We start from the raw sequence: 24,784 nt of genomic DNA on the forward strand, positions 1-24,784 counted from the left end.
AGGGAGGAACCGGAGGATGGCAAAGCTTGTATACAGCCGCGATGAAGTGATGGCGTCGCATGAGGCGGCCAAGCCGCATGAGGCGGCCGGCTACCTGCTGCATGGCGGCATCGCCGCCGATGGGAGCTATCTCTCGCCGCGCACGCTCAATCGCTGGCCGGCGGTTCACGCCTGGCAGGAACAGTTGACGAAGAACGGGTGGCCGCTCATCGATGCGAGCGTGCAGCTTCTGAAGCGCGGCAATTATCCGAGCATCGAGCAGCAGCGCCTTCTCCTGAAGAACGGATATGGGGAGAGCCTGTGGAACTCGCTCACCATCACCGGCATCATCGAGGCGCGCGGGCGGGCGCTTTGCGACCTGCAGGCGCCGGACTTCCAGCAGATCATCGAAGACGACATCTCGCAGACCTGCACCGGCCATCTGCACAAGGGGCTGCTCTATGCGCATGGCGCGGATGAGGGCGGCGATCCGGATCATCCGGAATTCGGTGCGCATGATGCGATGTGGTTTGCCGCGCGCGATCTTCTTTTCGGGGCGGGTGCCTATCCGGTTCCGGAGGTGCCTGAAAGCATCGGACGGCCGGATCAGGGGCGGCTTATGCCGCAGCTTCCCGAAGGTTTCGAGCAGCTCATCCTTCTGCTGATGAATGTGCTGATGATCGAGGTGCGGGCGGAAAGCTTCTTCAGCTTCTGCTGCGAGATCATGCGCGATCCGACCCTCTTTACCGACCGCCGCGCCGATGCGGAGATGGCAGCCGAGATGGTGGAGCGTATCCGGATCGACGAAGCAATCCATGTCGGCTATCTGCAGACGGCGATTTCCGAGATGCGCAGCTTCACCTTCAAGGCCGTCGATGGCGGCACGGTGAAGGGCAAGGATCTCATCGATCCGATCTGGGAGGGGATGGTTGAATGGCACGCCGTGACCCAGGCCGATTTTTCCAGGCAGCAGTCGCATGATGCGATCAAGGCGCGGCTGGAAACGACGCCGGAGGGTAAGCGGCTCTTTACGCAATTCGAGGCGCTAGAGCACAAGGCGCACGCGGCCTGAGCGGCATATAAAAGTCAGAACAGGGGGAGGAGGGATCCATGAAATTCGGGATCTTCTACGAACACCAGTTGCCGCGCCCCTGGGCGCAAGGCGATGAGCAGCGGCTCATTCAGGAAGCGCTGGATCAGGTGGAGCTCGCCGACAGGCTCGGTATCGACTACGCGTGGGAAGTGGAGCATCACTTCCTGGAGGAGTATTCGCATTCCTCAGCGCCGGAAGTGTTTCTCGCGGCCTGCTCGCAGCGCACCAAGAACATTCGCCTCGGCCACGGCATTGTGCTGATGCCGCCGAAATATAATCACCCTGCGCGTGTGGCGGAGCGGATCGGCATGCTCGATCTCGTTTCCAACGGGCGCGTGGAGTGGGGCACGGGCGAAAGCTCTTCCATCATGGAACTGGGCGGGTTCGGGATCGATCCGTCGGAGAAGCGCGATATGTGGCGCGAGGGCGTGGAGCAATGCGCCAACATGATGGCGATGGATCCCTATCCCGGTTTCGACGGCAAGTATTTTTCCATGCCCTGCCGGAACGTGGTGCCGAAGCCTGCGCAGCGGCCGCATCCGCCGATCTGGGTGGCATGTTCCAACCGCGAGACGATCAAGCTTGCGGCGCGGCTGGGCATCGGGGCGCTCACCTTTGCCTTCGTCGATACCGAGGAAGCGAAGAAATGGGTCGACGACTATTACCGTATCTTCAAGGAAGAATGCGTGCCGATCGGCCATACGGTAAACCCCAACATCGCCATGGTGACGGGCTTTTCCGTGCATGAGGATGAGGAAGAGGCCAAGCGCCGCGGCATGGACGGGTTCCGTTTCTTCAGCTATGGGCTCGGTCATCATTACATCTTCGGCGAACACAAGCCTGGCCGGACCGACATCTGGGCGAATTTCGAAGCGGCGCGGGACCAGATCCCGGAAGAGGGCGCCAATCGTGGCATCGGCACGCCGGAGCAGGTCCGCGAGCATCTGAAAGGGTTCCGCGATGCGGGGGTCGACCAGGTGATCTTCATCCAGCAGGGCGGCAAGAACCGGCACCAGCATATCTGCGAGGCGATGGAACTCTTCGCCGAGAAGGTGATGCCGGAATTCAAGGCCGAGGAAGAAGAGCGCGAACGCCGCAAGATGGAAGAGCTCGCGCCCTATATCGAAGCAGCCATGCAGCGAAAGAAAGCGATGAAACCGCTTTCCGATGAGGAAATCCCGGCCTATCTCGCGCTGGGGCGGCAGATCACCGAGAATGATGAAAAGGCCAACGCCGCGCAGGCGGCAGGGGCCAAGGGCGCATCGGTGCGAAGCGGAGATTGATCTGGCGTAAATTGCCGAATGTTCATCTCATGGCACATTGCACAATACGCTGCATCAGCCAACATTAGAGAAGACCCCGCGTCGATCATCAGAAGGAGGAGCCCCGATGAAATATTTCGTTGTCCCGGCAACCGCTGCATTTTTGTTTGCCGTCGGCGCCAGCCTGTCCGCCCCTGTTCAGGCTTCGGCATCGCGCGTGGAAACCGGCGCGCAACTCGTGCAGTCCTGCAAATCCTTTTTGAAGGGCGATGCGAATGTCGACGATGTCGTCGGGTCAGCATCCTGCAAGAGCTATGCGGTGGGACTGGTCAGTGCCGTCAATAACGGCCGCGAGCCCGGCGCGCCGTTCGAAGTCCATCGCCTCGGCCCCAAAGAAGACGAGACCGTCTGTTTCGAACCGCCCAAATTGATCCGTTTCGACGAGTTCGCGAAGGTGGCCGTCGATTATGCCAAGAGCCATCCGGATCTTCTGGACAAGCCCGCGCTTGAACTTTCCGCCCGCGCGCTGGCATCGAAATATCCTTGTCCCAAGGATTGATGGATTCCGCGTTAACGCCGGTGAGAGGGTTTCGACAGGGATGTAGTCGTCTTTCGGCGAGACCATGCTCAACGTAGAATAGATGCAGGGTGACGCTTGGGCCGGTCCGGCAAGCGGAGGCCGCATTGTCTTATGGCGGGTGAAGGTGAGCGGAATGTTGCGCGAGAAGAAGCGGAAGGAGGGTGAGGTCGAAACGGCGTTACCTCTTCTTCCTCCTCTTTTCACAGTTCTTGTGGATGCCCGCGCGGCAAGCCATGCGGAGATCACGGCGACGCTCCGCGCGCTCGACGATCAGATTTACCGCAATATCGAAGTTTGTCTTCTGACTCAGGAGGGTTTGCGGATCGATCCCGCATGGGACGCGCTGTGCCGGGCGTTGCGCGGCATCAGCTACATGACCGCCTCGGAACAATCGACCGGCGGCAGGCGGAACTGGCGGGGAGATTTTGCGTGTCTCATTGCGCCAGGCAGCAAAATCGGGGCCTCCTGTTTCGCACGCCTTGTCTCAGCCTTGAGAAATACGCTCGATCTCGACACCGCGTGCCGAATTCGCGTCCAGGATGAAACGGTCCTCGATGTGATCGGTCGCGAGCGTCTGGAAGACGAGCCGTTTTTGGAAGCGCTTTTCAGGCCTCGCGGCAGCATCGATCTTGTTGTTCGGCCGACACAAACGATCGCATCCTGGATGGATCCTGAAGGGACGACCCGGCAAGAGGCGCTTTCCACAAGTCCATCGCGGTTGATGAGGATGTTTCGGCGCCTGAGAAGGTCCGACCCGGTCACGTCTGAGAAATCCGACGGGGACAACGAGGACGCGAAGCAATGGATACTGCGATCCGGTCTCTTTGACGGAGACTGGTATCTTCAGGCCAATGCCGATGTCAAAGAGGCCAGCATGGACCCGCTCTATCACTACCTGACGTTCGGATGGAAGGAGAAGCGTTCGCCCACTCGCTGGTTTTCTCCGTCCTTTCCCACTCTTTTCGGGATCGATACCGCCGGCAAGAAAAGCCCTTTGTCTTTCATTTCGCAATTGCCCGCCGCCGAGCGCGACGATTTGCTCGATCGAATGAATGTGGTTGCCCGGCGCGTGGTCGGCACACCCCCATTCAAGCCGGGCGTTAGTGTGCTAGGCCATTTTAGTTCGGTAATAGGGCTTGGGCAGTCGGCTCGAAACCTGATCTATGCAGCGGATGCAAGCCGGCTCCCGGTTTCCGCGTACAATGTGCCGTCGGGCGCGAATACCCCGACCGATACCGAGTTTCACACGAAGTGCGCCCGTGCGGTCGACCGGCGTGCGGCCATACACGTATTCGACGCAATCACTTTCATGCGTCTTACCCACCATGTCCGATCAGGGCGGACGGACATCCTGTATCCGTTTTGGGAGCTTTCAAGACTTCCCGCCGGTGCCGAAGCCTTTGCCGATACCTATGACGAGATTTGGGCACCTTCCACTTTCGTTGCGGAGGCATTTGCCTCGGGGTGCAACCGGCCTGTGCATGTGGTTCCGCAGCCGGTACGCATTCCCGCGACGACGTGGGATGAGCGCGATGGGCCATTGCGATTTCTAGCTCTGCTGGATTTCGACTCCTTCGCGACACGCAAAAACCCCGAAGGTGCCGTCGCGGCTTACCTCCGTGCGTTTCCCGACCCTGCGGAAGATGTCCGGCTATGCGTCAAGGTTCGCGGAACCAGTGATCGGGGGAGCCGGCCCTTACTCCTCGAAGCTGCGCGGCGCGACCATCGGATCGAGGTCATCGACCGTACCCTGAGCAGGTCTGAAATGGACAGCCTCGTCATGTCTTGTGATGCGATTGTTTCGTTGCATCGATCGGAAGGTTTCGGTTTCGCTGCTGCCGAGGCGATGGCTGCCGCGAAACCGGTCATTTCGACGGACTATTCGGCAACCACGGATTTCGTTACGCCGGAAACCGGCTATCCGGTCGCCTATGAGATCAAACCGCTGGCGCCGGAAAGTTACGTCGACTGGAAAGGGCAGGTCTGGGCCGAACCGGATATCGACGACGCGGCGCGGGCGATGCGCGAAATCGCAAATGACTGGGAGACGGCGAAAGCAAAGGGCGCGCGCGGACGCCAGCTGATGATCGACCGCTTCTCCCCCGAAGCGGTGGGACGGCAAATGCGCATGATGCTGCTTGAAAGGGACCTGCTCTGACGAGACGCGGAAGGTAGGCTGGTGCCGGCTGCAGGATTCGAACCCGCGACCCCCTGATTACAAATCAGGTGCTCTACCAACTGAGCTAAGCCGGCAATGTGCGCGCAAGATAGTGGCGGCCGGTAGGCCGGGCAAGGCGCGAATTGCGTCCCCCTAGAGTGTGCGGCGGAAAAGTTCGTAAAGCGCGACGGCGGCGGCGTTGGAGACGTTGAGGCTGCGCATGTCGCCCGAGGCGGGAAGTTTCGCCAGCAGGTCGCAATGCTCCCGGGTGAGGCGTCTGAGGCCTGCGCCCTCCGCGCCGAGCACGAGGCCGACCCGTTCGCCGAGATCGAGGGCGGGGAGGGTGGCGTCGGCGTCGCCGTCGAGGCCGACCAGTTCGAAGCCCAGCTCCTGCAGCTCCTCCATCGCCCGGGCGAGATTGGGCACACGGGCGATCTTCACCTTTTCCAGCGCGCCGGACGCGGCCTTGGCGAGTACACCGCCCAGCGGCGGAGAATGGCGGGCCGTGGTGACGAGGGCGGTGGCGCCGAAAACGGCAGCAGAGCGAAGGATGGCCCCGAAATTATGCGGATCGGTCACCTGATCGAGAATCACCGCGCATCGTGCGTCTTCGCAGGCATCGGGAAGATCGTAATCGGGCAGGGGGCTCGCATGGAGGGCTATTCCCTGATGAACCGCCCCGGGGGGCAGCAGGGAGGCGATTTCCTCGCCCGAGGCCGGCTCGGGCGTCAGCGGCAGGGCGGCGCGGCCCTGGCGGTGCAGCTCGGCGCTGGCGTTTTTCGTCAGGAGCAGGCGTTTCGGCGTCCGGGCCGGATTTTCCAGCGCGGCCAGAACGGCATGGAAGCCATAGAGCCAGTTTTCCTCCTGGGAGGGGCCTTGAGACCCACCTCTCTGGCGCCTTTTCGGGGGCGCGGGGCGGTCCGGGCGATGATCGCGGGAGGGAGAATCGCCCTCGCGCGGCCTCCGGGAGGTCGAATCGTGCCGATTTTGCTTCGGGGATTGCTTGCGCCTGCTCATAGGCGCGCTTATATTGCGCCACTCAGGCTCATGCAATCGCCTCTGCATCAGTGCCTTCGGTTGGCTGAAAAGCTGGACAGAAGACGCTGCGGGGGCGTTTCAGCATTTGCCAAGCGGGATAACTCAACGGTCAAGCCAGCTTTTCTGCGGGATTTCTGTTGACACAGGCCCGGCAAAGCTCAATAAAGCCGCCCGGGCGCAAGCTGGCGGTGCTCGAAAGAAACGCGCGAACTCATTGGGAATTCAAGAGAATTAGCATCGGACATATCTCGTCGGAGAACGGAGGGGTGCCCGAGTGGCTAAAGGGGGCGGACTGTAAATCCGCTGGCTATGCCTACGTTGGTTCGAATCCAACCCCCTCCACCACCGACGATATATAGATGTGGCGCGGCTCGCGCGCCGGCTCTGAGGGTAGAGCGCCGTGACAGGCAGACCCCGAAGCGCCTCAAGCGGGACAGGAGCGGCCTTGTAAAAGGGCATCAGGAATTCGGGCGGGTGTAGCTCAATGGTAGAGCAGAAGCCTTCCAAGCTTACGACGAGGGTTCGATTCCCTTCACCCGCTCCAGAGTTTTCGGCGCCTATGTCGTGGCGGCGAAGAAAAGTGGAAGAGTTCGACGGGCCGGGTCTCCCGGCGGCTATGGACTGATCGATCAACTGAAGGTGACGTGAGCCGATGGCTAAAGAGAAATTTGCGCGCAACAAGCCGCACTGCAATATCGGAACGATTGGTCATGTTGACCACGGAAAGACGACGCTGACGGCGGCGATCACGAAGGTGCTTGCCGAGACGGGTGGCGCGACGTTTTCGGCGTATGACGCGATCGACAAGGCGCCTGAAGAGAAGGCGCGCGGCATCACGATTTCGACGTCGCATGTTGAGTATGAGACGGAGAACCGTCACTACGCGCATGTGGACTGCCCCGGCCATGCCGACTATGTGAAGAACATGATCACGGGCGCGGCGCAGATGGACGGCGCGATCCTGGTTGTGTCGGCCGCCGACGGCCCGATGCCGCAGACGCGCGAGCACATTCTGCTTGCCCGCCAGGTTGGCGTTCCGGCGCTTGTGGTGTTCATGAACAAGGTCGACCAGGTGGATGACGAGGAGCTTCTGGAGCTCGTCGAAATGGAAATCCGCGAGCTTCTGTCGGCTTACGAGTTCCCGGGCGACGACATTCCGATCGTGAAGGGCTCTGCTCTCGTGGCGCTTGAAGGTGGCGATCCCAAGATCGGTGCCGATGCGATCCTCGAGCTGATGCGCGCGGTCGACGACTACATTCCGCAGCCGGAGCGTCCGGTTGACCAGCCGTTCCTGATGCCGATCGAAGACGTGTTCTCGATCTCGGGTCGCGGCACGGTTGTGACGGGCCGCGTGGAGCGCGGTATCGTGAAGGTTGGCGACGAGCTTGAAATCGTCGGCATCAAGGACACGCAGAAGACGACCTGCACGGGCGTCGAGATGTTCCGCAAGCTGCTCGACCAGGGCGAGGCGGGCGACAATGTGTGTGTTCTGCTTCGCGGTACGAAGCGCGAAGACGTGGAGCGCGGCCAGGTTCTGTGCCAGCCGGGTTCGATCACGCCGCATACGCGTTTCGAGGCCGAGGCCTACATCCTGACGAAGGATGAAGGTGGACGTCATACGCCGTTCTTCACGAACTACCGTCCGCAGTTCTACTTCCGCACGACGGACGTGACGGGCGTGGTGACGCTTCCGGAGGGGACCGAGATGGTCATGCCGGGCGACAATGTGAAGATGGTGGTTCAGCTGATCGCGCCGATCGCGATGGAAGAGAAGCTGCGCTTCGCCATCCGCGAAGGCGGTCGTACCGTCGGCGCCGGCGTCGTCTCCAAGATCATCGAGTGATCTTGAAATCAGCCCTTCGCGGGGTACCGCGGAGGGCTTCGGCGTCTCGAATGGTTCTGGACCGGCTTTAGAGGGTTCAGGTGCTGCAGGGCGCGCCTAGGAGTGTAGCTCAACTGGTAGAGCACCGGTCTCCAAAACCGGGGGTTGGGGGTTCGAGCCCCTCCACTCCTGCCAGCGCCGGCAGTCGGGTGGCGGGGTCAGGAGACCCGGTCGGTCCCGGCAGATGGACAGGATGGTCGGCGTAATCCGGCCAGGCGCGCAATAGAGGATTTAGGCAGGAATGGCGAAGACCAATCCGCTCCAGTTTTTGCAGCAGGTTCGTTCGGAGGTCACGAAAGTGACCTGGCCGACGCGCCGGGAGACCGTGATCACGACCGTCATGGTGTTCATTATGGTGGCGTTTGCGACGGTTTTCTTCTTTCTCGCCGATCAGGTGCTGAGCATGGGCGTATCTTTCGTGCTCGGGCTTGGCGGCAGTTGAGGCAATAGGGGCCCCATGGCCAAACGCTGGTACATCGTTCACGCCTACTCGAACTTCGAGAAGAAGGTGGCCGAGGCGCTCCGCGAGCAGGCGGAGCAGCACGGGCTTGCCGATGAGTTCGAGGAGATTCTCGTGCCGACCGAAGAGGTCGTCGAGTNGCGCCGCGGACGGAAAATTAATGCGGAACGCAAATTCTTCCCGGGCTATGTGCTGGTGAAGATGGAGCTGACCGACCAGACCTATCATCTGGTCAAGGAAACGCCGAAGGTGACGGGTTTCCTGGGTGCGGATAACAAGCCGATGCCCATCAGTCAGGCGGAAGTCGATCGCATCCTGCATCAGGTGCAGGAAGGCGTGGAGCGTCCCAAGCCGTCGATCACGTTCGAGATCGGCGAACAGGTGCGCGTCGCGGATGGACCTTTCGCCTCGTTCAACGGTTTCGTCGAGGAAGTCGACGAGGAAAAGGCACGGCTCAAGGTCGCTGTGTCGATTTTCGGGCGCGCCACGCCGGTGGAGCTCGAATATTCGCAGGTCGAAAAGCTCTAGGGCTTTTCGGTCTGTTGTCGTGTGTGGGAGGCGAGGGACGGCGCGCAATAGCCGGTCCGAACCGATGAACCACTAACCCAAAGATCCGGCAGGTGCCGGAAGGGGATTAGAGATGGCTAAGAAAATCGAAGGCTACATCAAGTTGCAGGTGCCGGCCGGACAGGCGAACCCTTCGCCGCCGATCGGTCCCGCGCTCGGTCAGCGTGGTCTGAACATCATGGAATTCTGCAAGGCGTTCAACGCGGCGTCTCAGCAGATGGAACAGGGCATGCCGATCCCGGTGATCATCACCGCCTATTCGGACCGCTCTTTCACGTTCGAGATGAAGACCCCGCCTGCCTCCTTCTTCCTGAAGAAGGTAGCGAAAATTAAGTCCGGCTCGAAGACGCCGGGCCGCGAAAGCGCGGGCACCGTCACGATGGCGCAGTGCCGCGAAATCGCAGAGCAGAAGATGAAGGATCTCAACGCCAACGATCTCGATCAGGCGACGAAGATCATTGCCGGTTCCGCCCGTTCCATGGGCCTTCAGGTGACGGAGTAAGGCCATGGCGAAAGCAGGAAAACGCATTACGAACGCCCGTGAGGGCATCGACCGCAAGGCGACCTATTCGCTCGACGAAGCTGTGAAGCTCGTCAAGTCGAAGGCCGGCGCGAAATTCGACGAGACGGTGGAAGTGGCCATCGCGCTCGGCGTCGACCCCCGCCATGCAGACCAGATGGTCCGCGGCGTGGTGACACTGCCGAACGGGTCCGGCCGGTCCGTCCGTGTGGCGGTTTTCGCCAAGGGCGACAAGGCCGAGGCGGCGAAGGCCGCAGGCGCGGATGTCGTCGGCGCGGAAGACCTCGCCGAGGAAGTCCAGGGCGGCAAGATCGATTTCGATCGCTGCATCGCGACGCCGGACATGATGCCGCTCGTCGGCCGTCTGGGTAAGGTGCTGGGTCCGCGCGGCCTGATGCCGAACCCGAAGGTCGGCACGGTGACGCCGGATGTCGAGGAAGCCGTCAAGGCTGCCAAGGGCGGTGCCGTGGAATTCCGCGTCGAGAAGGCCGGTATCGTACATGCCGGCGTTGGCAAGGCGAGCTTCACGGAAGATCAGATTGCGGGGAACATCCGCGCGCTGGTCGATGCCGTGAACAAGGCCAAGCCGACAGGCGCCAAGGGCACGTATATCAAGCGCATCGCGATCAGCTCGACCATGGGCCCCGGGGTCAAGGTCGACACGGCGACGGCGCTGCAGCCGGCCTGAGGCCGGTAACGAGTTTCCATCCGCTGGGCTCTCGGGGCTCCGCGGATGGTTGAAACGGACGGGACGCAGGCACTCTGGCTTTACCTGATGGTGAACCGGGGTGGCTGCGCCATCGTCCGTTTACCTGTCCGAGACTGCAGGTGCCGGATCCCTCTATAGGGGTGATGGCTAAGCGCCAGGAAAGGCGGCCGGCACAGACGGGAGCTGAAACGGTTTTGAAGATCGGCATGGTCCGGTCTTCGGGATCGGTTGGAGCCCGGGACAGGCAAGTGAGCGCCGTGTGATGCGGAGGTGCGGCTTGACTGCCAAACCGAAGTGACGCGCGGCATTTGCCAAAGACGGGTAACCGTCCCCAAGCGCACAGGGGTTGTGCGCGAAGGAGAGAGCTTAAGTGGATAGAGCGGAAAAATCCGAGCTCGTAACGCACCTCAATGGCGTGTTCAGCACGACCGGCGTGGTTGTCGTTGCCCACTACACCGGCCTCACCGTGACGGAGATTACAGACCTCCGTGCACGCATGGGTGAGGTGGGGGCCTCGTTCAAGGTAACGAAGAACAGGCTCGCCAAGCTCGCTCTTGATGGCACCCCGATGGCAGGGATCTCTGATCTCTTCACGGGGCCGACGGCCATTGCCTATTCGGACGATCCGGTCGCAGCACCCAAGATTGCGGCCAAGTTCGCCAAGGAAAACCAGAAGCTGGTGATCCTGGGCGGCGCGATGGGCGAGACCGTACTGGACGCGGACGGCGTGAAGCAGCTTGCTGATATGCCGTCGCTGGATGAGCTGCGCGCCAAGATCGTGGGCATGATCAACACGCCCGCCACGCGTATTGCCGGTGTCGTTCAGGCGCCTGCCGGCCAGCTCGCACGCGTGCTGAATGCCTATGCCACCAAGGACGAAGCGGCCTGAGGCCGATCCGGTGAAATCGAAACCAACCGAATCCAAGAGAGATTGAAAAATGGCTGATCTGGAAAAGATTGTTGAAGACCTTTCGAACCTGACCGTCCTCGAGGCGGCCGAGCTTTCCAAGATGCTCGAAGAGAAGTGGGGCGTCTCCGCCGCTGCGCCGGTTGCCGTCGCAGCTGCCGGTGGTGCCGCTGCCGGTGGCGAAGCCGCTGCCGAGCAGAGCGAGTTCGACGTGATCCTGACCGATGCGGGCGACAAGAAGATCAACGTGATCAAGGAAGTCCGTGCGATCACCGGCCTTGGCCTCAAGGAAGCCAAGGACATGGTGGAAGGCGCTCCGAAGCCCATCAAGGAAGGTGTGGAAAAGGAAGAAGCCGAGAAGCTCAAGGCGCAGCTCGAAGGCGCCGGCGCCAAGGTCGAACTCAAGTAAGACCTTACGACTACGCGGTCCGGGATGGAGCTTCGGCTTCCGTCCCGGCCGACCCCTCAGCCGCCGCCCCCTGATACGGGATACAGGCGCGAGGACTACCGGAGATACCGGGAGAGAAGGGCATGAGACCGGGCGGCCCTTCTTCCGGACAAAACGCCCGGCCGCCGTTCTTACTCAGAGCGTTGCGAGGAGCACATATGACGCAGTCCTTCACGGGTCGCAAGCGAGTTCGCAAGACATTCGGCCGCATCCCCCAAGTGGCCGCCATGCCGAACCTCATCGAGGTTCAGAAGTATTCCTATGACCAGTTCCTGCAGGTAGAGGAACTGGAAGGTGGCCGCGAAGAACAGGGACTTCAGGCTGTTTTCAAGTCGGTCTTTCCGATCAGCGATTTTTCGGAAACGGCGACCCTCGAATTCGTGCGCTATGAATTCGAGCAGCCCAAATACGATGTCGAGGAATGCCAGCAGCGCGGCATGACCTTCGCGGCGCCGCTGAAGGTGACGCTTCGCCTCATCGTGTTCGAAGTCGATGAAGATACGGGTGCGAAGTCGGTCAAGGACATCAAGGAGCAGGATGTCTATATGGGCGACATGCCGTTCATGACCGAGAACGGCACTTTCGTGGTCAACGGCACGGAGCGCGTCATCGTCTCGCAGATGCATCGCAGCCCGGGCGTGTTCTTCGACCATGACAAGGGCAAGACGCATTCGAGCGGCAAGCTCCTCTTCGCTGCGCGCGTCATTCCCTATCGCGGTTCGTGGCTCGATTTCGAGTTCGACGCGAAGGACATCGTCTATGTGCGTATCGACCGTCGCCGCAAACTGCCGGTGACGACGCTTCTTTATGCGCTGGGTCTCGACTCGGAAGAAATCCTGTCGACCTTCTATAACACCGTGCCCTTCACCAAGAGCAAGGATGGCTGGCGCGTGCCGTTCGATGCGGAACGCTGGCGCGGTGCGAAGCCGGAGCGCGACCTCATCGACGCCAAGACCGGCAAGGCCGTGGTCGAGGCCGGCAAGAAGGTGACGCCGCGCCTGGCGCGCAAGCTCGCCGAAGAAGGCCTTCAGGAACTTCTCCTGCAGGACGAAGACCTGTTCGGCCGCTTCCTGGGCGAAGAAATCGTCAACACGGAAACCGGCGAAATCTATGCCGAAGCCGGTGACGAGATCACGCCGGAACTCCTCGAGCAGCTCCTTGAGGGTGGCTACAAGGAGATCACCACGCTCGACATCGACAATGTGTCGACGGGGCCGTTCATCCGCAACACGCTGGCGCTCGACAAGTGCACCAATCGTGATCAGGCGCTGATCGACATCTATCGCGTGATGCGTCCGGGCGAGCCGCCGACGCCGGAAACGGCCGAAGCGCTGTTCGGCAGCCTGTTCTTCGATTCCGAGCGCTACGACCTTTCCGCGGTCGGCCGCGTGAAGATGAACATGCGCCTGAACCTCGACGCCGAGGACACGGTGCGCGTGCTGCGCAAGGAAGACATTCTGGCGGTCATCAAGACGCTGGTCGGTCTGCGCGACGGCCGGGGCGAGATCGACGACATCGACAATCTCGGCAACCGCCGCGTGCGTTCGGTCGGCGAGCTGATGGAAAACCAGTATCGCGTCGGCCTGCTGCGTATGGAACGTGCGATCAAGGAGCGTATGTCGTCTGTCGATATCGACACCGTCATGCCGCATGACCTGATCAATGCGAAGCCCGCCGCGGCTGCCGTGCGCGAGTTCTTCGGTTCCTCGCAGCTCTCGCAGTTCATGGACCAGACGAACCCGCTGTCGGAAATTACGCATAAGCGCCGCCTTTCGGCGCTTGGCCCGGGCGGTCTCACGCGCGAACGTGCCGGCTTCGAGGTGCGCGACGTGCATCCGACGCATTACGGCCGTATCTGCCCGATCGAGACGCCGGAAGGTCCGAATATCGGTCTCATCAACTCGCTGGCGACTTTCGCGCGCGTGAACAAATACGGCTTCATCGAAAGCCCGTATCGCCGTGTGAAGGAAGGGCAGATGACCGATGAGGTTGTCTATCTCTCCGCCATGGAAGAGAGCCGCTACCGCGTTGCGCAGGCCAATATCGAGGTCAGCGACAAGGGCGAGATCCAGGGCGAACTGGTGAACTGCCGCGTCGATGGCGACTTCGAGATGGTGCCGCCGGAGCAGGTCGACCTCGTCGACGTGTCGCCCAAGCAGATCGTGTCTGTGGCCGCGGCGCTCATTCCGTTCCTGGAAAACGACGACGCCAACCGTGCTCTCATGGGCTCGAACATGCAGCGTCAGGCCGTGCCGCTCATCCGCGCCGAGGCGCCGCTTGTCGGCACCGGCATGGAAGAGGTCGTGGCGCGCGACTCCGGTGCTGCGATCAGCGCCCGTCGTGCCGGCGTCATCGACCAGGTGGATGCGGAGCGTATCGTTATCCGTGCGACCGAAGAGGTCGATCCGTCCAAGTCAGGCGTCGACATCTACAACCTGCGCAAGTTCCAGCGGTCGAACCAGAACACCTGCATCAACCAGCGTCCGCTGGTGCGTGTGGGCGATCAGGTGGCCAAGGGCGACATCATCGCCGACGGTCCGTCTACGGAGCTTGGCGATCTTGCCCTCGGCCGCAACGTGCTCGTCGCGTTCATGCCGTGGAATGGCTACAACTTCGAGGACTCCATCCTCATCTCCGAGCGCATCGTGCGCGACGACGTCTTCACTTCGATCCATATCGAGGAATTCGAAGTGATGGCGCGTGACACGAAGCTTGGCCCGGAGGAAATCACCCGCGACATTCCGAATGTGGGTGAAGAGGCGCTGAAGAACCTCGACGAGGCGGGTATCGTCTATATCGGTGCGGAAGTGCATCCGGGCGATATCCTGGTCGGCAAGATCACGCCGAAGGGCGAGAGCCCGATGACGCCGGAAGAAAAGCTTCTGCGCGCCATCTTCGGCGAGAAGGCTTCCGACGTTCGCGATACGTCGCTGCGTCTGCCGCCCGGCGTTGCCGGTACGGTGGTCGAGGTCCGGGTGTTCAACCGCCACGGCATCGACAAGGACGAGCGCGCCATGGCGATCGAGCGTGAAGAGATCGAACGCCTTGCCAAGGACCGCGACGACGAATTCGCGATCCTGGACCGTAACGTCTATGCGCGTCTGGCCGATATTCTCCTCGGCAAGCAGGCGGCGAGCGGCCCGAACGGCATCGAGGAAGGCGCCAAGATCACCCAGCAGATGCTGGACGATCTTTCCCGCGGCCAGTGGTGGCAGATCGCCCTTGGCAACGAGAAGGCGCAGGCTGAACTCGAAGCGCTGAAGAAGCAGTATGACGACGGCAAGGAACGTCTCGAAGCCCGCTTCGCCGACAAGGTGGACAAGCTTCAGCGTGGCGACGAGCTGCCGCCCGGCGTCATGAAGATGGTCAAGGTGTTCGTCGCGGTGAAGCGCAAGCTGCAGCCGGGCGACAAGATGGCCGGCCGTCACGGCAACAAGGGTGTGATCTCCAAGATCGTGCCGATGGAAGACATGCCGTATCTGGAAGACGGGACGCCGGTCGACATCGTGCTGAACCCGCTCGGCGTGCCGAGCCGCATGAATGTCGGTCAGATCCTGGAAACCCATCTGGGCTGGGCCTGCGCAGGCCTTGGCCGGAAGATCCAGACGGCGCTTCAGACCTATCAGCGTGAAGGCAAGCTCGAGGACCTCAAGTCGACCGTCAACACGATCTATGGCGATGACGAGACCGTGGCCTCGCTCGATGACGATCAGCTGATCGAAATGGCGGGCAATCTGACCAATGGCGTGCCGATGGCGACGCCGGTCTTCGACGGCGCTCACGAAGAAGACATTTGTGAGATGCTGGAGAAGGCGGGTATCGACCGCTCCGGTCAGGAACAGCTTCACGACGGACGCACGGGTGAACCGTTCGACCGCCGGGTGACGGTTGGCTACATCTATATGCTGAAGCTCCATCACCTTGTGGACGACAAGATCCATGCCCGTTCCATCGGCCCGTACAGCCTGGTGACCCAGCAGCCGCTGGGCGGCAAGGCCCAGTTCGGCGGACAGCGCTTCGGCGAAATGGAAGTGTGGGCGCTCGAGGCTTACGGCGCGGCCTATACGCTGCAGGAAATGCTGACTGTGAAGTCGGACGACGTGGCGGGCCGTACCAAGGTCTATGAGGCAATCGTGCGCGGTGACGACACGTTCGAAGCCGGTATTCCGGAGAGCTTCAATGTGCTCGTGAAGGAAATGCGTTCGCTTGGCCTCAATGTGGAGCTTGCCGCCTCGCAGGCAAGCTGACGATCAGGACGAAAGGCGGTGCGCCCAAGGCGGGCGCGCCGTCATCCTCCCGCGAAAGCGCGGAAGGGAATATGGGTATCGAAATACGGGGTAGGCGGAAGGAAGGCCCCACCATCCGCGAAAATCACCCCCGTTGGCCTGGCGGCCAAAGCTCAGGAGACGTCTCATGAACCAAGAGGTCATGAACATTTTCAATCCGACGGCGCCCACGCAGACCTTCGACCAGCTGAAGATCTCTATCGCGAGCCCTGAACGGATCCTGTCCTGGTCTTTCGGTGAGATCAAAAAACCCGAGACGATCAACTACCGTACGTTCAAGCCCGAGCGGGACGGCCTCTTCTGCGCGCGCATCTTCGGTCCGATCAAGGACTATGAGTGCCTGTGCGGCAAGTACAAGAGGATGAAGTACAAGGGCATCATCTGCGAAAAGTGCGGCGTGGAAGTGACGCTCTCGAAGGTCCGCCGCGAGCGGATGGGCCATATCGAGCTTGCCGCTCCCGTTGCGCATATCTGGTTCCTGAAGTCGCTGCCGAGCCGTATCGGCCTGCTTCTCGACATGACGCTGAAGGATCTGGAACGGGTTCTCTATTTCGAGAACTACATCGTTCTGGAGCCGGGCCTCACGCCGCTCAAGGAGCGTCAGCTCCTGACGGAAGAGGAGTATATGGATGCGCAGGAACAGTATGGCGAAGACAGCTTCACGGCTGCCATCGGCGCGGAAGCGATCCGCGAGATCCTGATCGGTCTCGACCTTGAGAAGACCGCGGCGGATCTGCGCGTCGAGATCGCCGAGGCGACGACCGAACTGAAGCCGAAGAAGCTTGCCAAGCGCCTGAAGATCATCGAGGCCTTCATCGAGTCCGGCAATCGTCCCGAGTGGATGATCATGACGGTCGTTCCGGTCATTCCGCCGGAACTGCGTCCGCTGGTGCCGCTGGATGGCGGTCGCTTCGCGACGTCGGATCTCAACGATCTCTATCGCCGCGTCATCAACCGTAACAACCGTCTGAAGCGGCTGATGGAGTTGCGCGCGCCGGATATCATCATCCGTAACGAAAAGCGCATGCTTCAGGAATCCGTCGATGCGCTGTTCGACAATGGCCGCCGCGGTCGCGTCATCACGGGCGCCAACAAGCGTCCGCTGAAGTCGCTCGCCGACATGCTCAAGGGCAAGCAGGGCCGTTTCCGCCAGAACCTGCTCGGCAAGCGCGTGGACTATTCCGGCCGTTCGGTGATCGTGGTGGGGCCGGAGCTGAAGCTCCATCAGTGCGGCCTGCCCAAGAAGATGGCGCTCGAGCTCTTCAAGCCCTTCATCTATTCGCGCCTGGAGGCCAAGGGCCTGTCGGCGACGGTGAAGCAGGCCAAGAAGCTTGTGGAAAAGGAGCGTCCGGAAGTCTGGGATATCCTCGAAGAGGTGATCCGCGAACATCCCGTTCTGCTCAACCGTGCGCCGACGCTTCACCGTCTCGGTATTCAGGCGTTCGAGCCGACACTCATCGAAGGCAAGGCGATCCAGCTTCATCCGCTGGTCTGCGCGGCGTTCAATGCCGACTTCGACGGCGACCAGATGGCCGTTCACGTGCCGCTGTCGCTCGAAGCCCAGCTTGAAGCCCGCGTGCTGATGATGTCGACGAACAACATCCTGCATCCGGCCAATGGTCAGCCGATCATCGTGCCGTCGCAGGATATCGTTCTCGGCCTCTATTACGTGACGCAGCAGAAAGAGAACGAGCCGGGCGAGGGCATGGTCTTCGGTTCCCTGTCCGAAATCGAGTATGCGCTGGAAAACAAGGTCGTTACGCTGCACGCCAAGGTGAAGGCGCGCCGCCAGACCAAGAACGCAGACGGCGAGCTTGTCTGGGAAGTCGTGGACACGACCCCGGGCCGCATGATGGTGGGCGAACGCCTGCCCAAGCACCCGAACGTGCCGTTCGATCTCGTGAACCGTCTGCTCACGAAGAAAGACATCTCCAACATGATCGATGTGGTCTACCGCCACACCGGCCAGAAGGAGACGGTCATCTTCTGCGACCAGATCATGGCGCTCGGTTTCCGCCAGGCCTTCAAGGCAGGCATTTCCTTCGGCAAGGATGACATGGTCATTCCTGAAGAGAAGGAAGCGCTGGTCGAGGAGACCAAGAAGCTCGCGACCGAATATGAGCAGCAGTATATCGACGGCCTCATCACGCAGGGCGAGAAGTACAACAAGGTGGTCGATGCCTGGGCCAAGTGCACCGACCGCGTCGCCGATGTGATGATGCAGAAGATCTCCGCCGTTCAGGTCGACGAGGAGACCAAGCGCGAAAAGCCCATCAACTCGATCTACATGATGGCTCACTCCGGTGCGCGTGGTTCGCCCGCCCAGATGAAGCAGCTTGCCGGTATGCGTGGCCTGATGGCCAAGCCGTCGGGCGAAATCATCGAGACGCCGATCATCTCGAACTTCAAGGAAGGCCTCACCGTTCTCGAGTACTTCAACTCGACCCATGGTGCGCGTAAGGGCCTTGCCGATACCGCGCTCAAGACGGCGAACTCGGGTTACCTGACCCGCCGTCTGGTGGACGTGGCGCAGGACTCCATCATCACCGAGGAGGATTGCGGCACGGATGCGGGCATCACGGTTCAGGCCGTGATCGAGTCCGGCGACGTGATCGTTTCGCTGGGCGCGCGCGTCCTTGGCCGTACCACGGCCGACGAAGTTGCGAACCCGGCGACGGGCGAAGTGATCGTGCCGAAGAACCACCTCATCGAAGAAGCCGATGTGGACCGGATCGAGGAAGCCAATATCCAGTCGATCCGCATTCGTTCGGTTCTGACCTGCGAAACCCGTGGCGGCGTTTGCGGTGCCTGTTACGGCCGCGACCTTGCACGCGGTACGCCGGTCAATATGGGCGAGGCGGTCGGCGTGATCGCGGCCCAGTCGATCGGCGAGCCGGGCACGCAGCTCACCATGCGTACCTTCCATATCGGCGGTACGGCGCAGGTGGCCGACAACTCCTATGTGGAGTCCAACCATGAAGGTACGGTGCGCATTGCGAACCGGAACATCGTGACGGACTCTTCCGGTCAGCTCGTGGTCATGGGCCGCAACGTGCAGGTGCAGGTGATCGACGAGCACGGGACGGAACGGGCCGCGCACAAGCTGGTCTATGGTTCGCGCCTGCGCGTGGACGATGGCGATAAGGTCGAGCGCGGTCAGCGCATTGCGGAATGGGATCCCTACACCATGCCGCTGCTGACCGAAGTCGATGGCACGATCGGGTTCGAAGACCTCATCGAGGGCGTTTCGATCCGCGAAGTGGCGGACGAGGCGACGGGCATTTCGAGCCGCGTCGTGGTCGACTGGCGTGCCGCGCCGAAGGGCAACGAGCTTCGCCCGGCCATGGTCATTCGCGATGAGAATGGCGAAATCCGCACGCTGGCCAACGGCAATGAAGCCCGTTACCTGCTTTCGGTGGATGCCATTCTGTCGGTCGAAAACGGGTCGAAGATCCATGCCGGCGACGTGCTGGCGCGTATCCCGACCGAAGGCGCCAAGACGCGCGACATCACGGGCGGTCTGCCGCGCGTGGCGGAGCTCTTCGAAGCGCGCCGTCCGAAGGATCATGCGATCATTTCGGAGGTCACGGGCCGCGTCGAGTTCGGCAAGGACTACAAGAACAAGCGTCGCATCATCGTGCATCCGTCCGACGAGAGCATGGAGCCTGTCGAGTATCTGATCCCGAAGGGCAAGCATATTGCCATTCAGGAAGGCGACATCATCGAAAAGGGCGAGTTCATCCTGGACGGCCATCCGGCCCCGCATGACATCCTGGCGATTTCGGGTGTCGAGGAGCTGGCGGCCTATCTGGTGAACGAGATCCAGGACGTCTACCGCCTGCAGGGCGTGGGCATCAACGACAAGCACATCGAAGTGATTGTCCGTAACATGCTCCAGAAGGTGGAAGTCACGGATCCGGGCGAGTCCAGCACGCTGTCCGGCGAGCAGATGGACCGCATCGAGTTCGATCAGATGAACGAACGTCTCGAGGCGGAGGGCAAGAAGCCGGCAACGGCAAGCCCGGTGCTGCTTGGCATCACCAAGGCCAGCCTGCAGACGCGCTCCTTCATCTCGGCCGCCTCCTTCCAGGAGACGACCCGGGTGCTCACCGAAGCCGCGGTCGCCGGCAAGGCGGACGAGCTGATGGGCCTGAAGGAAAACGTCATCGTGGGCCGTCTCATCCCGGCGGGTACGGGCGGTATGCTTCAGCGCCTGCGGGGCGAGGCCGGCAAACGCGATGCCGAGCTTCTCGAAGCCCAGGGCGAGGAAGAGATCGTGGCGAGCGAACTCTCTCCGGAGCCTGCGGGCGAAGAAGAAGCGATCTAAGGCGTTTCTTGACGATTGAGGAAGCGGGCTGCGCGGGAATCCCGCGCAGCCCGTTTTCGTTCAGGAGGAGATTTCAGGGATGTTCGTGAAGACCTTCCGGTCGCTTCTGGCGGCTTGCATCGTTCTGCCGCTCATGGCGGTTGCGGCGTCGGCCCGGCCGCTCGACAAGACCGAGCTCGATGCCTTGCGGACCGAATATGTCCTTGCCAATGCGGAGTTCACCTTGCTGCATGAGTTCGGTCATGCGGCGTTCGATGCCTTCGATGTGCCGCTCTTCAGCCGGGAGGAGGAGGCCGCCGATACGGTTGCGACCGTGCTCATGATCCTCAACTATGACGTGCAGAGCGGTCCTGCCGGTGTGGACCGGCTGCTGATGGTTTCGGCTGAGTGGTATCAGGAGTGGGAAGCCAGAGGGCGGGTGACGGAGCTGAAGCCCTATTGGGACGAACACCCGCTATCCATCGTGAGGTTCTACAACATCAACTGCCTTGCCATGGGGTCGAACGAGGATTTGCTGTCCCTCTCGCTCGATACAAAGCTGTTGCCTGTGGAGCGGGGCTGGTTCTGCGATCAGGAGTTCGCCCGGGCCAAGCACGCGGTGGAGTGGCTGTACCGCCAGTACAGGCGCGCTCCGGAGGTGTCGAAGGGGCGTGGCGCGCGAACGCCCATGCTGTCGGTTCACTACGATAAGCCGGTCGGCGAGGATAACCGGCGCGTTTACGAAATCCTGAGGCAGAGCCGTATTTTCGCGCGCATCGCGGGGCGGCTCGACCAGGTGATGGACTGGCCGTTCCCGGTCAAGGTATCCGTCACGAATTGCGGCGGGAGCCCGGATGCGTTCTACAAGTCGCAGGTCCATACCATCTTCGTCTGCCTCGACCTTCTGGCGGATTTCGGACGGCTGGCCGACCGGCGGGCGGCGGAGGGATTCGCGGATCTGTGTGCGAATCCCCTCATCTCGAATGTCATGGGGCGCCGTTTGGGCTGCGAATCCGGCGCGCGGCCAGACGATTCTCCCGGAAAATGACCGCCAAGCGGCCGCCGGATACAAGGTTGAGGCGGATTTATTGCCTCTCAGGCGCATCTCGGAGCGATATTTTCCCGTTTTTGTCCTCAAGGCGGCCTGGACGGCAGAAATCTGGGCATTTCGTTAAGGTTGGGGTTGACGGGGGCAGGGGCCGGAAGTAACTTCCGCGCACTTTCGCTTCAGGTAGTAGAGCACTGGGCCCGAAGGCAGCCGCAACAGGCGCCGTCTCAAGGCCGATCTAGACACTGAGGCCGGTAAACCGAATACGAGGAATGGCGCATGATCCCGGGTTCCGGGGTCCTCTGCATTCTGGGCACAGGGCCGATAGGGTCTTGTGTTCCGCAGCGCGCTCAGCCCATTTCGATATGAAACGGGGCTGTGCGACGTTTTTGTTTTGGACAATTAAGGTCGACAGGCGAAAAGACGAATGCCCACAGTCAACCAGCTAATCCGCAATCCGCGCAAGCCGCAGGTGAAGCGGAACAAAGTACCGGCGATGCAGGCCTGCCCGCAGAAGCGAGGCGTGTGCACGCGCGTTTATACGACGACCCCGAAGAAGCCGAACTCGGCCCTTCGTAAGGTTGCTCGTATTCGCCTGACCAACGGTTACGAAGTGACCGGCTATATCCCGGGCGAGGGCCACAATCTCCAGGAACATTCCGTGGTGATGATCCGTGGCGGCCGCGTGAAGGACTTGCCGGGCGTTCGCTACCACATCATCCGTGGCGTGCTCGATACGCAGGGTGTCAAAGATCGCCGCCAGCGCCGTTCGAAGTATGGCGCGAAGCGTCCGAAGTAAGAGGATCTAGAGATGTCTCGTCGCCATCGCGCAGAAAAGCGGGAAGTCATTCCGGACGCCAAATACGGCGACCTGGTTCTCGCCAAGTTCATGAACAGCCTGATGTATGACGGCAAGAAGTCCGTCACCGAACGCATCATCTACGGGGCGTTCGACAAGATGCAGGACAAGGCCGGCGTCGACCCGCTTCGCACTTTCCATGAAGCGCTCGAAAATGTGATGCCCGCCATCGAAGTGCGCTCCCGCCGTGTGGGCGGTGCGACCTATCAGGTCCCGGTCGAGGTTCGTCCGGAGCGCCGTCGTGCGCTGGCGATCCGTTGGGTTATCACCGCGGCCCGGGCACGTAACGAAACGACCATGGTTGACCGCCTGTCGGGCGAACTGCTCGATGCGGCCAACAATCGAGGCGCTGCGGTGAAGAAGCGTGAAGACACGCACCGCATGGCGGAAGCCAACCGCGCCTTCTCGCACTATCGCTGGTAATCAAAGGGTCCTGACGGGATCCTAGTCGCTGAGGCTGCTGCTATGACGCGTACACATAAAATCGAGGATTATCGGAACTTCGGCATCATGGCCCATATCGATGCGGGCAAGACGACGACGACCGAGCGTATCCTTTTCTACACCGGCCGCAGCCACAAGATCGGCGAAGTGCATGATGGCGCGGCGACGATGGACTGGATGGAGCAGGAGCAGGAGCGTGGCATCACGATCACGTCCGCTGCGACGACCTGCTTCTGGAACGACAAGCGTCTGAACATCATCGACACGCCCGGTCACGTGGACTTCACCATTGAGGTGGAGCGCAGTCTTCGTGTGCTGGACGGCGCGGTGGCGCTGCTCGACGCCAATGCCGGCGTGGAACCGCAGACCGAAACCGTGTGGCGCCAGGCCGACAAGTATCACGTGCCGCGCATGTTCTTCGTGAACAAGATGGACAAGACCGGCGCCGATTTCTATCGCTGCGTCGACATGATGAAGACCCGCCTGGGTGCGAAACCGGTATGCATGCAGCTTCCGGTCGGCGCCGAAAGCGACTTCCGCGGCGTGATCGACCTTCTTCACATGAAGGCGATCATCTGGGACGAAGAAGGCCTTGGCGCCGAGTACCATGAAGAAGAAATTCCGGCCGACCTCGCCGACAGGGCGCAGGAATATCGCGACTACCTGATCGAGAATGCCGTCGAGCAGGACGAGGCCGCGATGGAGGCCTATCTCGAAGGCAACGAGCCCGACATCGATACGATCAAGAAGCTGATCCGCAAGGGCACGATCGCGAACGAATTCGTTCCGGTTCTCTGCGGTACGGCGTTCAAGAACAAGGGTGTGCAGCCCCTGCTCGACGCGGTGGTGGATTACCTCCCGAGCCCGGTCGAAGTGGCGGCGATCAAAGGCATCGACCCGAAGACCGATGGCGAAATCATCCGCAAGTCGAGCGACGAAGAGCCGCTTTCGCTGCTGGCCTTCAAGATCGCGAACGACCCCTTCGTCGGTTCGCTGACTTTCTGCCGCATTTACTCGGGCGTGCTCGAGAAGGGTGTTTCCCTGCTCAACACGGTCAAGGACAAGCGCGAGCGCGTCGGTCGTATGATGCAGATGCATTCCAACAGCCGTGAAGACATCACGGTGGCCTATGCCGGTGACATCGTTGCCATTGCGGGCCTGAAGGAAACGACCACGGGCGACACGCTTTGCGACGCGCTGAAGCCGGTCATTCTGGAGCGCATGGAATTCCCCGACCCCGTGATCGAGATCGCGGTCGAGCCGAAATCCAAGGCGGACCAGGAAAAGATGGGCCTGGCGCTGCAGCGTCTCGCGGCCGAGGATCCGTCCTTCCGCGTGAAGTCTGACGAAGAATCCGGTCAGACGATCATCGCTGGCATGGGCGAGCTTCATCTCGACATCATCGTCGATCGCATGAAGCGCGAGTTCAAGGTCGAGGCGAATATCGGTGCGCCGCAGGTGGCGTATCGCGAAACGATCACGCAGCTTGCTGAAATCGACTACACGCATAAGAAGCAGACCGGCGGTTCCGGTCAGTTCGCCCGCGTGAAGCTCGTTTTCGAACCGACGGAGCAGGGCGAAGGCTTTGTCTTCGAAAGCAAGATCGTCGGTGGTTCCGTGCCGCGCGAATATATTCCGGGTGTTCAGAAGGGCATCGAGAGCGTCAAGGACAGCGGTCCGCTGGCCGGCTTCCCGATGATCGACTTCAAGGCCACCCTGATCGACGGCGCCTACCACGATGTGGACTCCAGCGTGATGGCCTTCGAAATCGCGGCACGTGCCGCGTTCCGTGAGGCCGCACCGAAAGCCGGTGTGAAGCTCCTCGAGCCTGTGATGGCCGTCGAGGTGGTGACGCCGGAGGAATACATGGGTGACGTCATCGGCGACCTGAACAGCCGCCGTGGACAGATCCAGGGTACGGAGCAGCGGGGCATTGCCCAGGTGATCCACGCCATGGTGCCGCTTGCGAACATGTTCGGTTATGTGGGCACGCTGCGCTCGATGAGCCAGGGTCGCGCCCAGTACACCATGCAGTTCGATCACTATGAGCAGGTGCCGCAGGCGGTGTCCGACGAAGTCCGGGCGAAGCTCGCCTGATCCCGTTAAACGAAGTCAGTTCCAGAAGGATGGAGCGCCGAAATGGCTAAAGAGAAATTTGCGCGCAACAAGCCGCACTGCAATATCGGAACGATTGGTCATGTTGACCACGGAAAGACGACGCTGACGGCGGCGATCACG

At 61.3% G+C, this 24,784-nt stretch carries 19 protein-coding genes and 4 tRNA genes; 21 read left to right on the top strand and 2 right to left on the bottom strand.

Features of this window, described 5'->3' with window-relative positions:
• The first annotated feature begins 16 nt into the window (after positions 1 to 16).
• From CMI59_RS00350 to CMI59_RS00365, 4 genes are all read left to right on the top strand, one after another.
• Positions 17 to 1,051, top strand: coding sequence for a hypothetical protein (locus CMI59_RS00350; RefSeq protein ID WP_293323145.1), 1,035 nt, complete (start codon positions 17 to 19; stop codon positions 1,049 to 1,051).
• A gap of 38 nt (positions 1,052 to 1,089) precedes the next feature.
• The gene (locus CMI59_RS00355; RefSeq protein WP_293323147.1) at positions 1,090 to 2,355 is read left to right on the top strand and encodes an LLM class flavin-dependent oxidoreductase; all 1,266 of its coding nucleotides are present in this window, start codon (positions 1,090 to 1,092) and stop codon (positions 2,353 to 2,355) included.
• A 106-nt stretch (positions 2,356 to 2,461) separates the two neighbouring features.
• Positions 2,462 to 2,893 carry a Rap1a/Tai family immunity protein gene (locus tag CMI59_RS00360; RefSeq protein WP_293323149.1) on the top strand — a complete coding sequence of 144 codons (432 nt, stop codon included), beginning with the start codon at positions 2,462 to 2,464 and terminating at the stop codon, positions 2,891 to 2,893.
• Between the two features lie 154 nt (positions 2,894 to 3,047).
• Entirely contained in the window at positions 3,048 to 5,072 is a 2,025-nt protein-coding gene (locus CMI59_RS00365) for a glycosyltransferase (protein WP_293323151.1), read from the top strand.
• Positions 5,073 to 5,091: 19 nt separating this feature from the next.
• Here the strand turns inward: CMI59_RS00365 and CMI59_RS00370 are convergent.
• Positions 5,092 to 5,167: transfer RNA gene (locus CMI59_RS00370), tRNA-Thr, on the bottom strand.
• A 58-nt stretch (positions 5,168 to 5,225) separates the two neighbouring features.
• Positions 5,226 to 6,089 carry a 23S rRNA (guanosine(2251)-2'-O)-methyltransferase RlmB gene (rlmB, locus tag CMI59_RS00375; protein ID WP_293323153.1) on the bottom strand — a complete coding sequence of 288 codons (864 nt, stop codon included), beginning with the start codon at positions 6,087 to 6,089 and terminating at the stop codon, positions 5,226 to 5,228.
• A 281-nt stretch (positions 6,090 to 6,370) separates the two neighbouring features.
• Here rlmB and CMI59_RS00380 point away from each other — a divergent pair.
• From CMI59_RS00380 to CMI59_RS00460, 17 genes are all read left to right on the top strand, one after another.
• A tRNA-Tyr gene (locus CMI59_RS00380) sits at positions 6,371 to 6,455 on the top strand.
• Positions 6,456 to 6,580: 125 nt separating this feature from the next.
• A tRNA-Gly gene (locus CMI59_RS00385) sits at positions 6,581 to 6,654 on the top strand.
• A 108-nt stretch (positions 6,655 to 6,762) separates the two neighbouring features.
• On the top strand, positions 6,763 to 7,953 hold the full coding sequence (tuf, locus tag CMI59_RS00390; RefSeq protein ID WP_293323155.1) for an elongation factor Tu: 1,191 nt from the start codon (positions 6,763 to 6,765) through the stop codon (positions 7,951 to 7,953).
• Positions 7,954 to 8,051: 98 nt separating this feature from the next.
• A tRNA-Trp gene (locus CMI59_RS00395) sits at positions 8,052 to 8,127 on the top strand.
• A 106-nt stretch (positions 8,128 to 8,233) separates the two neighbouring features.
• Entirely contained in the window at positions 8,234 to 8,434 is a 201-nt protein-coding gene (gene secE / locus CMI59_RS00400) for a preprotein translocase subunit SecE (protein WP_293323157.1), read from the top strand.
• 15 nt (positions 8,435 to 8,449) lie between these two features.
• Positions 8,450 to 8,980 carry a transcription termination/antitermination protein NusG gene (nusG, locus tag CMI59_RS00405; protein WP_293323159.1) on the top strand — a complete coding sequence of 177 codons (531 nt, stop codon included), beginning with the start codon at positions 8,450 to 8,452 and terminating at the stop codon, positions 8,978 to 8,980.
• Positions 8,981 to 9,092: 112 nt separating this feature from the next.
• Entirely contained in the window at positions 9,093 to 9,521 is a 429-nt protein-coding gene (gene rplK / locus CMI59_RS00410; RefSeq protein WP_293323161.1) for a 50S ribosomal protein L11, read from the top strand.
• A gap of 4 nt (positions 9,522 to 9,525) precedes the next feature.
• Positions 9,526 to 10,227 carry a 50S ribosomal protein L1 gene (gene rplA / locus CMI59_RS00415; RefSeq protein ID WP_293323163.1) on the top strand — a complete coding sequence of 234 codons (702 nt, stop codon included), beginning with the start codon at positions 9,526 to 9,528 and terminating at the stop codon, positions 10,225 to 10,227.
• A 391-nt stretch (positions 10,228 to 10,618) separates the two neighbouring features.
• A complete protein-coding gene (gene rplJ, locus CMI59_RS00420) occupies positions 10,619 to 11,137 on the top strand; it encodes a 50S ribosomal protein L10 (RefSeq protein ID WP_293323165.1) in 519 nt (172 codons plus the stop codon).
• 49 nt (positions 11,138 to 11,186) lie between these two features.
• A complete protein-coding gene (rplL, locus tag CMI59_RS00425; RefSeq protein ID WP_293323167.1) occupies positions 11,187 to 11,564 on the top strand; it encodes a 50S ribosomal protein L7/L12 in 378 nt (125 codons plus the stop codon).
• Positions 11,565 to 11,761: 197 nt separating this feature from the next.
• The gene (gene rpoB, locus CMI59_RS00430; protein WP_293323169.1) at positions 11,762 to 15,850 is read left to right on the top strand and encodes a DNA-directed RNA polymerase subunit beta; all 4,089 of its coding nucleotides are present in this window, start codon (positions 11,762 to 11,764) and stop codon (positions 15,848 to 15,850) included.
• Between the two features lie 166 nt (positions 15,851 to 16,016).
• Positions 16,017 to 20,216: a DNA-directed RNA polymerase subunit beta' gene (rpoC, locus tag CMI59_RS00435; protein WP_293323171.1), complete on the top strand. Its 4,200-nt coding sequence runs from the start codon at positions 16,017 to 16,019 to the stop codon at positions 20,214 to 20,216.
• 79 nt (positions 20,217 to 20,295) lie between these two features.
• The gene (locus CMI59_RS00440; RefSeq protein ID WP_293323173.1) at positions 20,296 to 21,243 is read left to right on the top strand and encodes a DUF4344 domain-containing metallopeptidase; all 948 of its coding nucleotides are present in this window, start codon (positions 20,296 to 20,298) and stop codon (positions 21,241 to 21,243) included.
• A 427-nt stretch (positions 21,244 to 21,670) separates the two neighbouring features.
• Positions 21,671 to 22,042 (top strand): 30S ribosomal protein S12, encoded by a 372-nt coding sequence (rpsL, locus tag CMI59_RS00445; RefSeq protein WP_167089964.1) that lies wholly within the window; start codon positions 21,671 to 21,673, stop codon positions 22,040 to 22,042.
• Positions 22,043 to 22,054: 12 nt separating this feature from the next.
• Entirely contained in the window at positions 22,055 to 22,525 is a 471-nt protein-coding gene (gene rpsG, locus CMI59_RS00450) for a 30S ribosomal protein S7 (protein WP_293323178.1), read from the top strand.
• 42 nt (positions 22,526 to 22,567) lie between these two features.
• Positions 22,568 to 24,643, top strand: a complete 2,076-nt coding sequence (fusA, locus tag CMI59_RS00455; RefSeq protein ID WP_293323180.1) for an elongation factor G — start codon at positions 22,568 to 22,570, stop codon at positions 24,641 to 24,643.
• Positions 24,644 to 24,685: 42 nt separating this feature from the next.
• The coding region (locus CMI59_RS00460) for a GTP-binding protein (RefSeq protein ID WP_293323184.1) at positions 24,686 to 24,784 on the top strand (99 nt) is incomplete at its 3' end.

The sequence above is a fragment of the Parvibaculum sp. genome (assembly GCF_002684405.1).
Taxonomy (GTDB): domain Bacteria; phylum Pseudomonadota; class Alphaproteobacteria; order Parvibaculales; family Parvibaculaceae; genus Parvibaculum.

Bases quoted from the DNA above. Each gene is read 5' to 3' on its own strand.
- CMI59_RS00350 (WP_293323145.1), top strand. From the start codon at position 17: ATGGCAAAGCTTGTATACAGCCGCGATGAAGTGATGGCGTCGCATGAG.
- CMI59_RS00355 (WP_293323147.1), top strand. From the start codon at position 1,090: ATGAAATTCGGGATCTTCTACGAACACCAGTTGCCGCGCCCCTGGGCG.
- CMI59_RS00360 (WP_293323149.1), top strand. From the start codon at position 2,462: ATGAAATATTTCGTTGTCCCGGCAACCGCTGCATTTTTGTTTGCCGTC.
- CMI59_RS00365 (WP_293323151.1), top strand. From the start codon at position 3,048: ATGTTGCGCGAGAAGAAGCGGAAGGAGGGTGAGGTCGAAACGGCGTTA.
- rlmB (WP_293323153.1), bottom strand. From the start codon at position 6,089: ATGAGCAGGCGCAAGCAATCCCCGAAGCAAAATCGGCACGATTCGACC.
- tuf (WP_293323155.1), top strand. From the start codon at position 6,763: ATGGCTAAAGAGAAATTTGCGCGCAACAAGCCGCACTGCAATATCGGA.
- secE (WP_293323157.1), top strand. From the start codon at position 8,234: ATGGCGAAGACCAATCCGCTCCAGTTTTTGCAGCAGGTTCGTTCGGAG.
- rplK (WP_293323161.1), top strand. From the start codon at position 9,093: ATGGCTAAGAAAATCGAAGGCTACATCAAGTTGCAGGTGCCGGCCGGA.
- rplA (WP_293323163.1), top strand. From the start codon at position 9,526: ATGGCGAAAGCAGGAAAACGCATTACGAACGCCCGTGAGGGCATCGAC.
- rplL (WP_293323167.1), top strand. From the start codon at position 11,187: ATGGCTGATCTGGAAAAGATTGTTGAAGACCTTTCGAACCTGACCGTC.
- rpoB (WP_293323169.1), top strand. From the start codon at position 11,762: ATGACGCAGTCCTTCACGGGTCGCAAGCGAGTTCGCAAGACATTCGGC.
- rpoC (WP_293323171.1), top strand. From the start codon at position 16,017: ATGAACCAAGAGGTCATGAACATTTTCAATCCGACGGCGCCCACGCAG.
- CMI59_RS00440 (WP_293323173.1), top strand. From the start codon at position 20,296: ATGTTCGTGAAGACCTTCCGGTCGCTTCTGGCGGCTTGCATCGTTCTG.
- rpsL (WP_167089964.1), top strand. From the start codon at position 21,671: ATGCCCACAGTCAACCAGCTAATCCGCAATCCGCGCAAGCCGCAGGTG.
- rpsG (WP_293323178.1), top strand. From the start codon at position 22,055: ATGTCTCGTCGCCATCGCGCAGAAAAGCGGGAAGTCATTCCGGACGCC.
- fusA (WP_293323180.1), top strand. From the start codon at position 22,568: ATGACGCGTACACATAAAATCGAGGATTATCGGAACTTCGGCATCATG.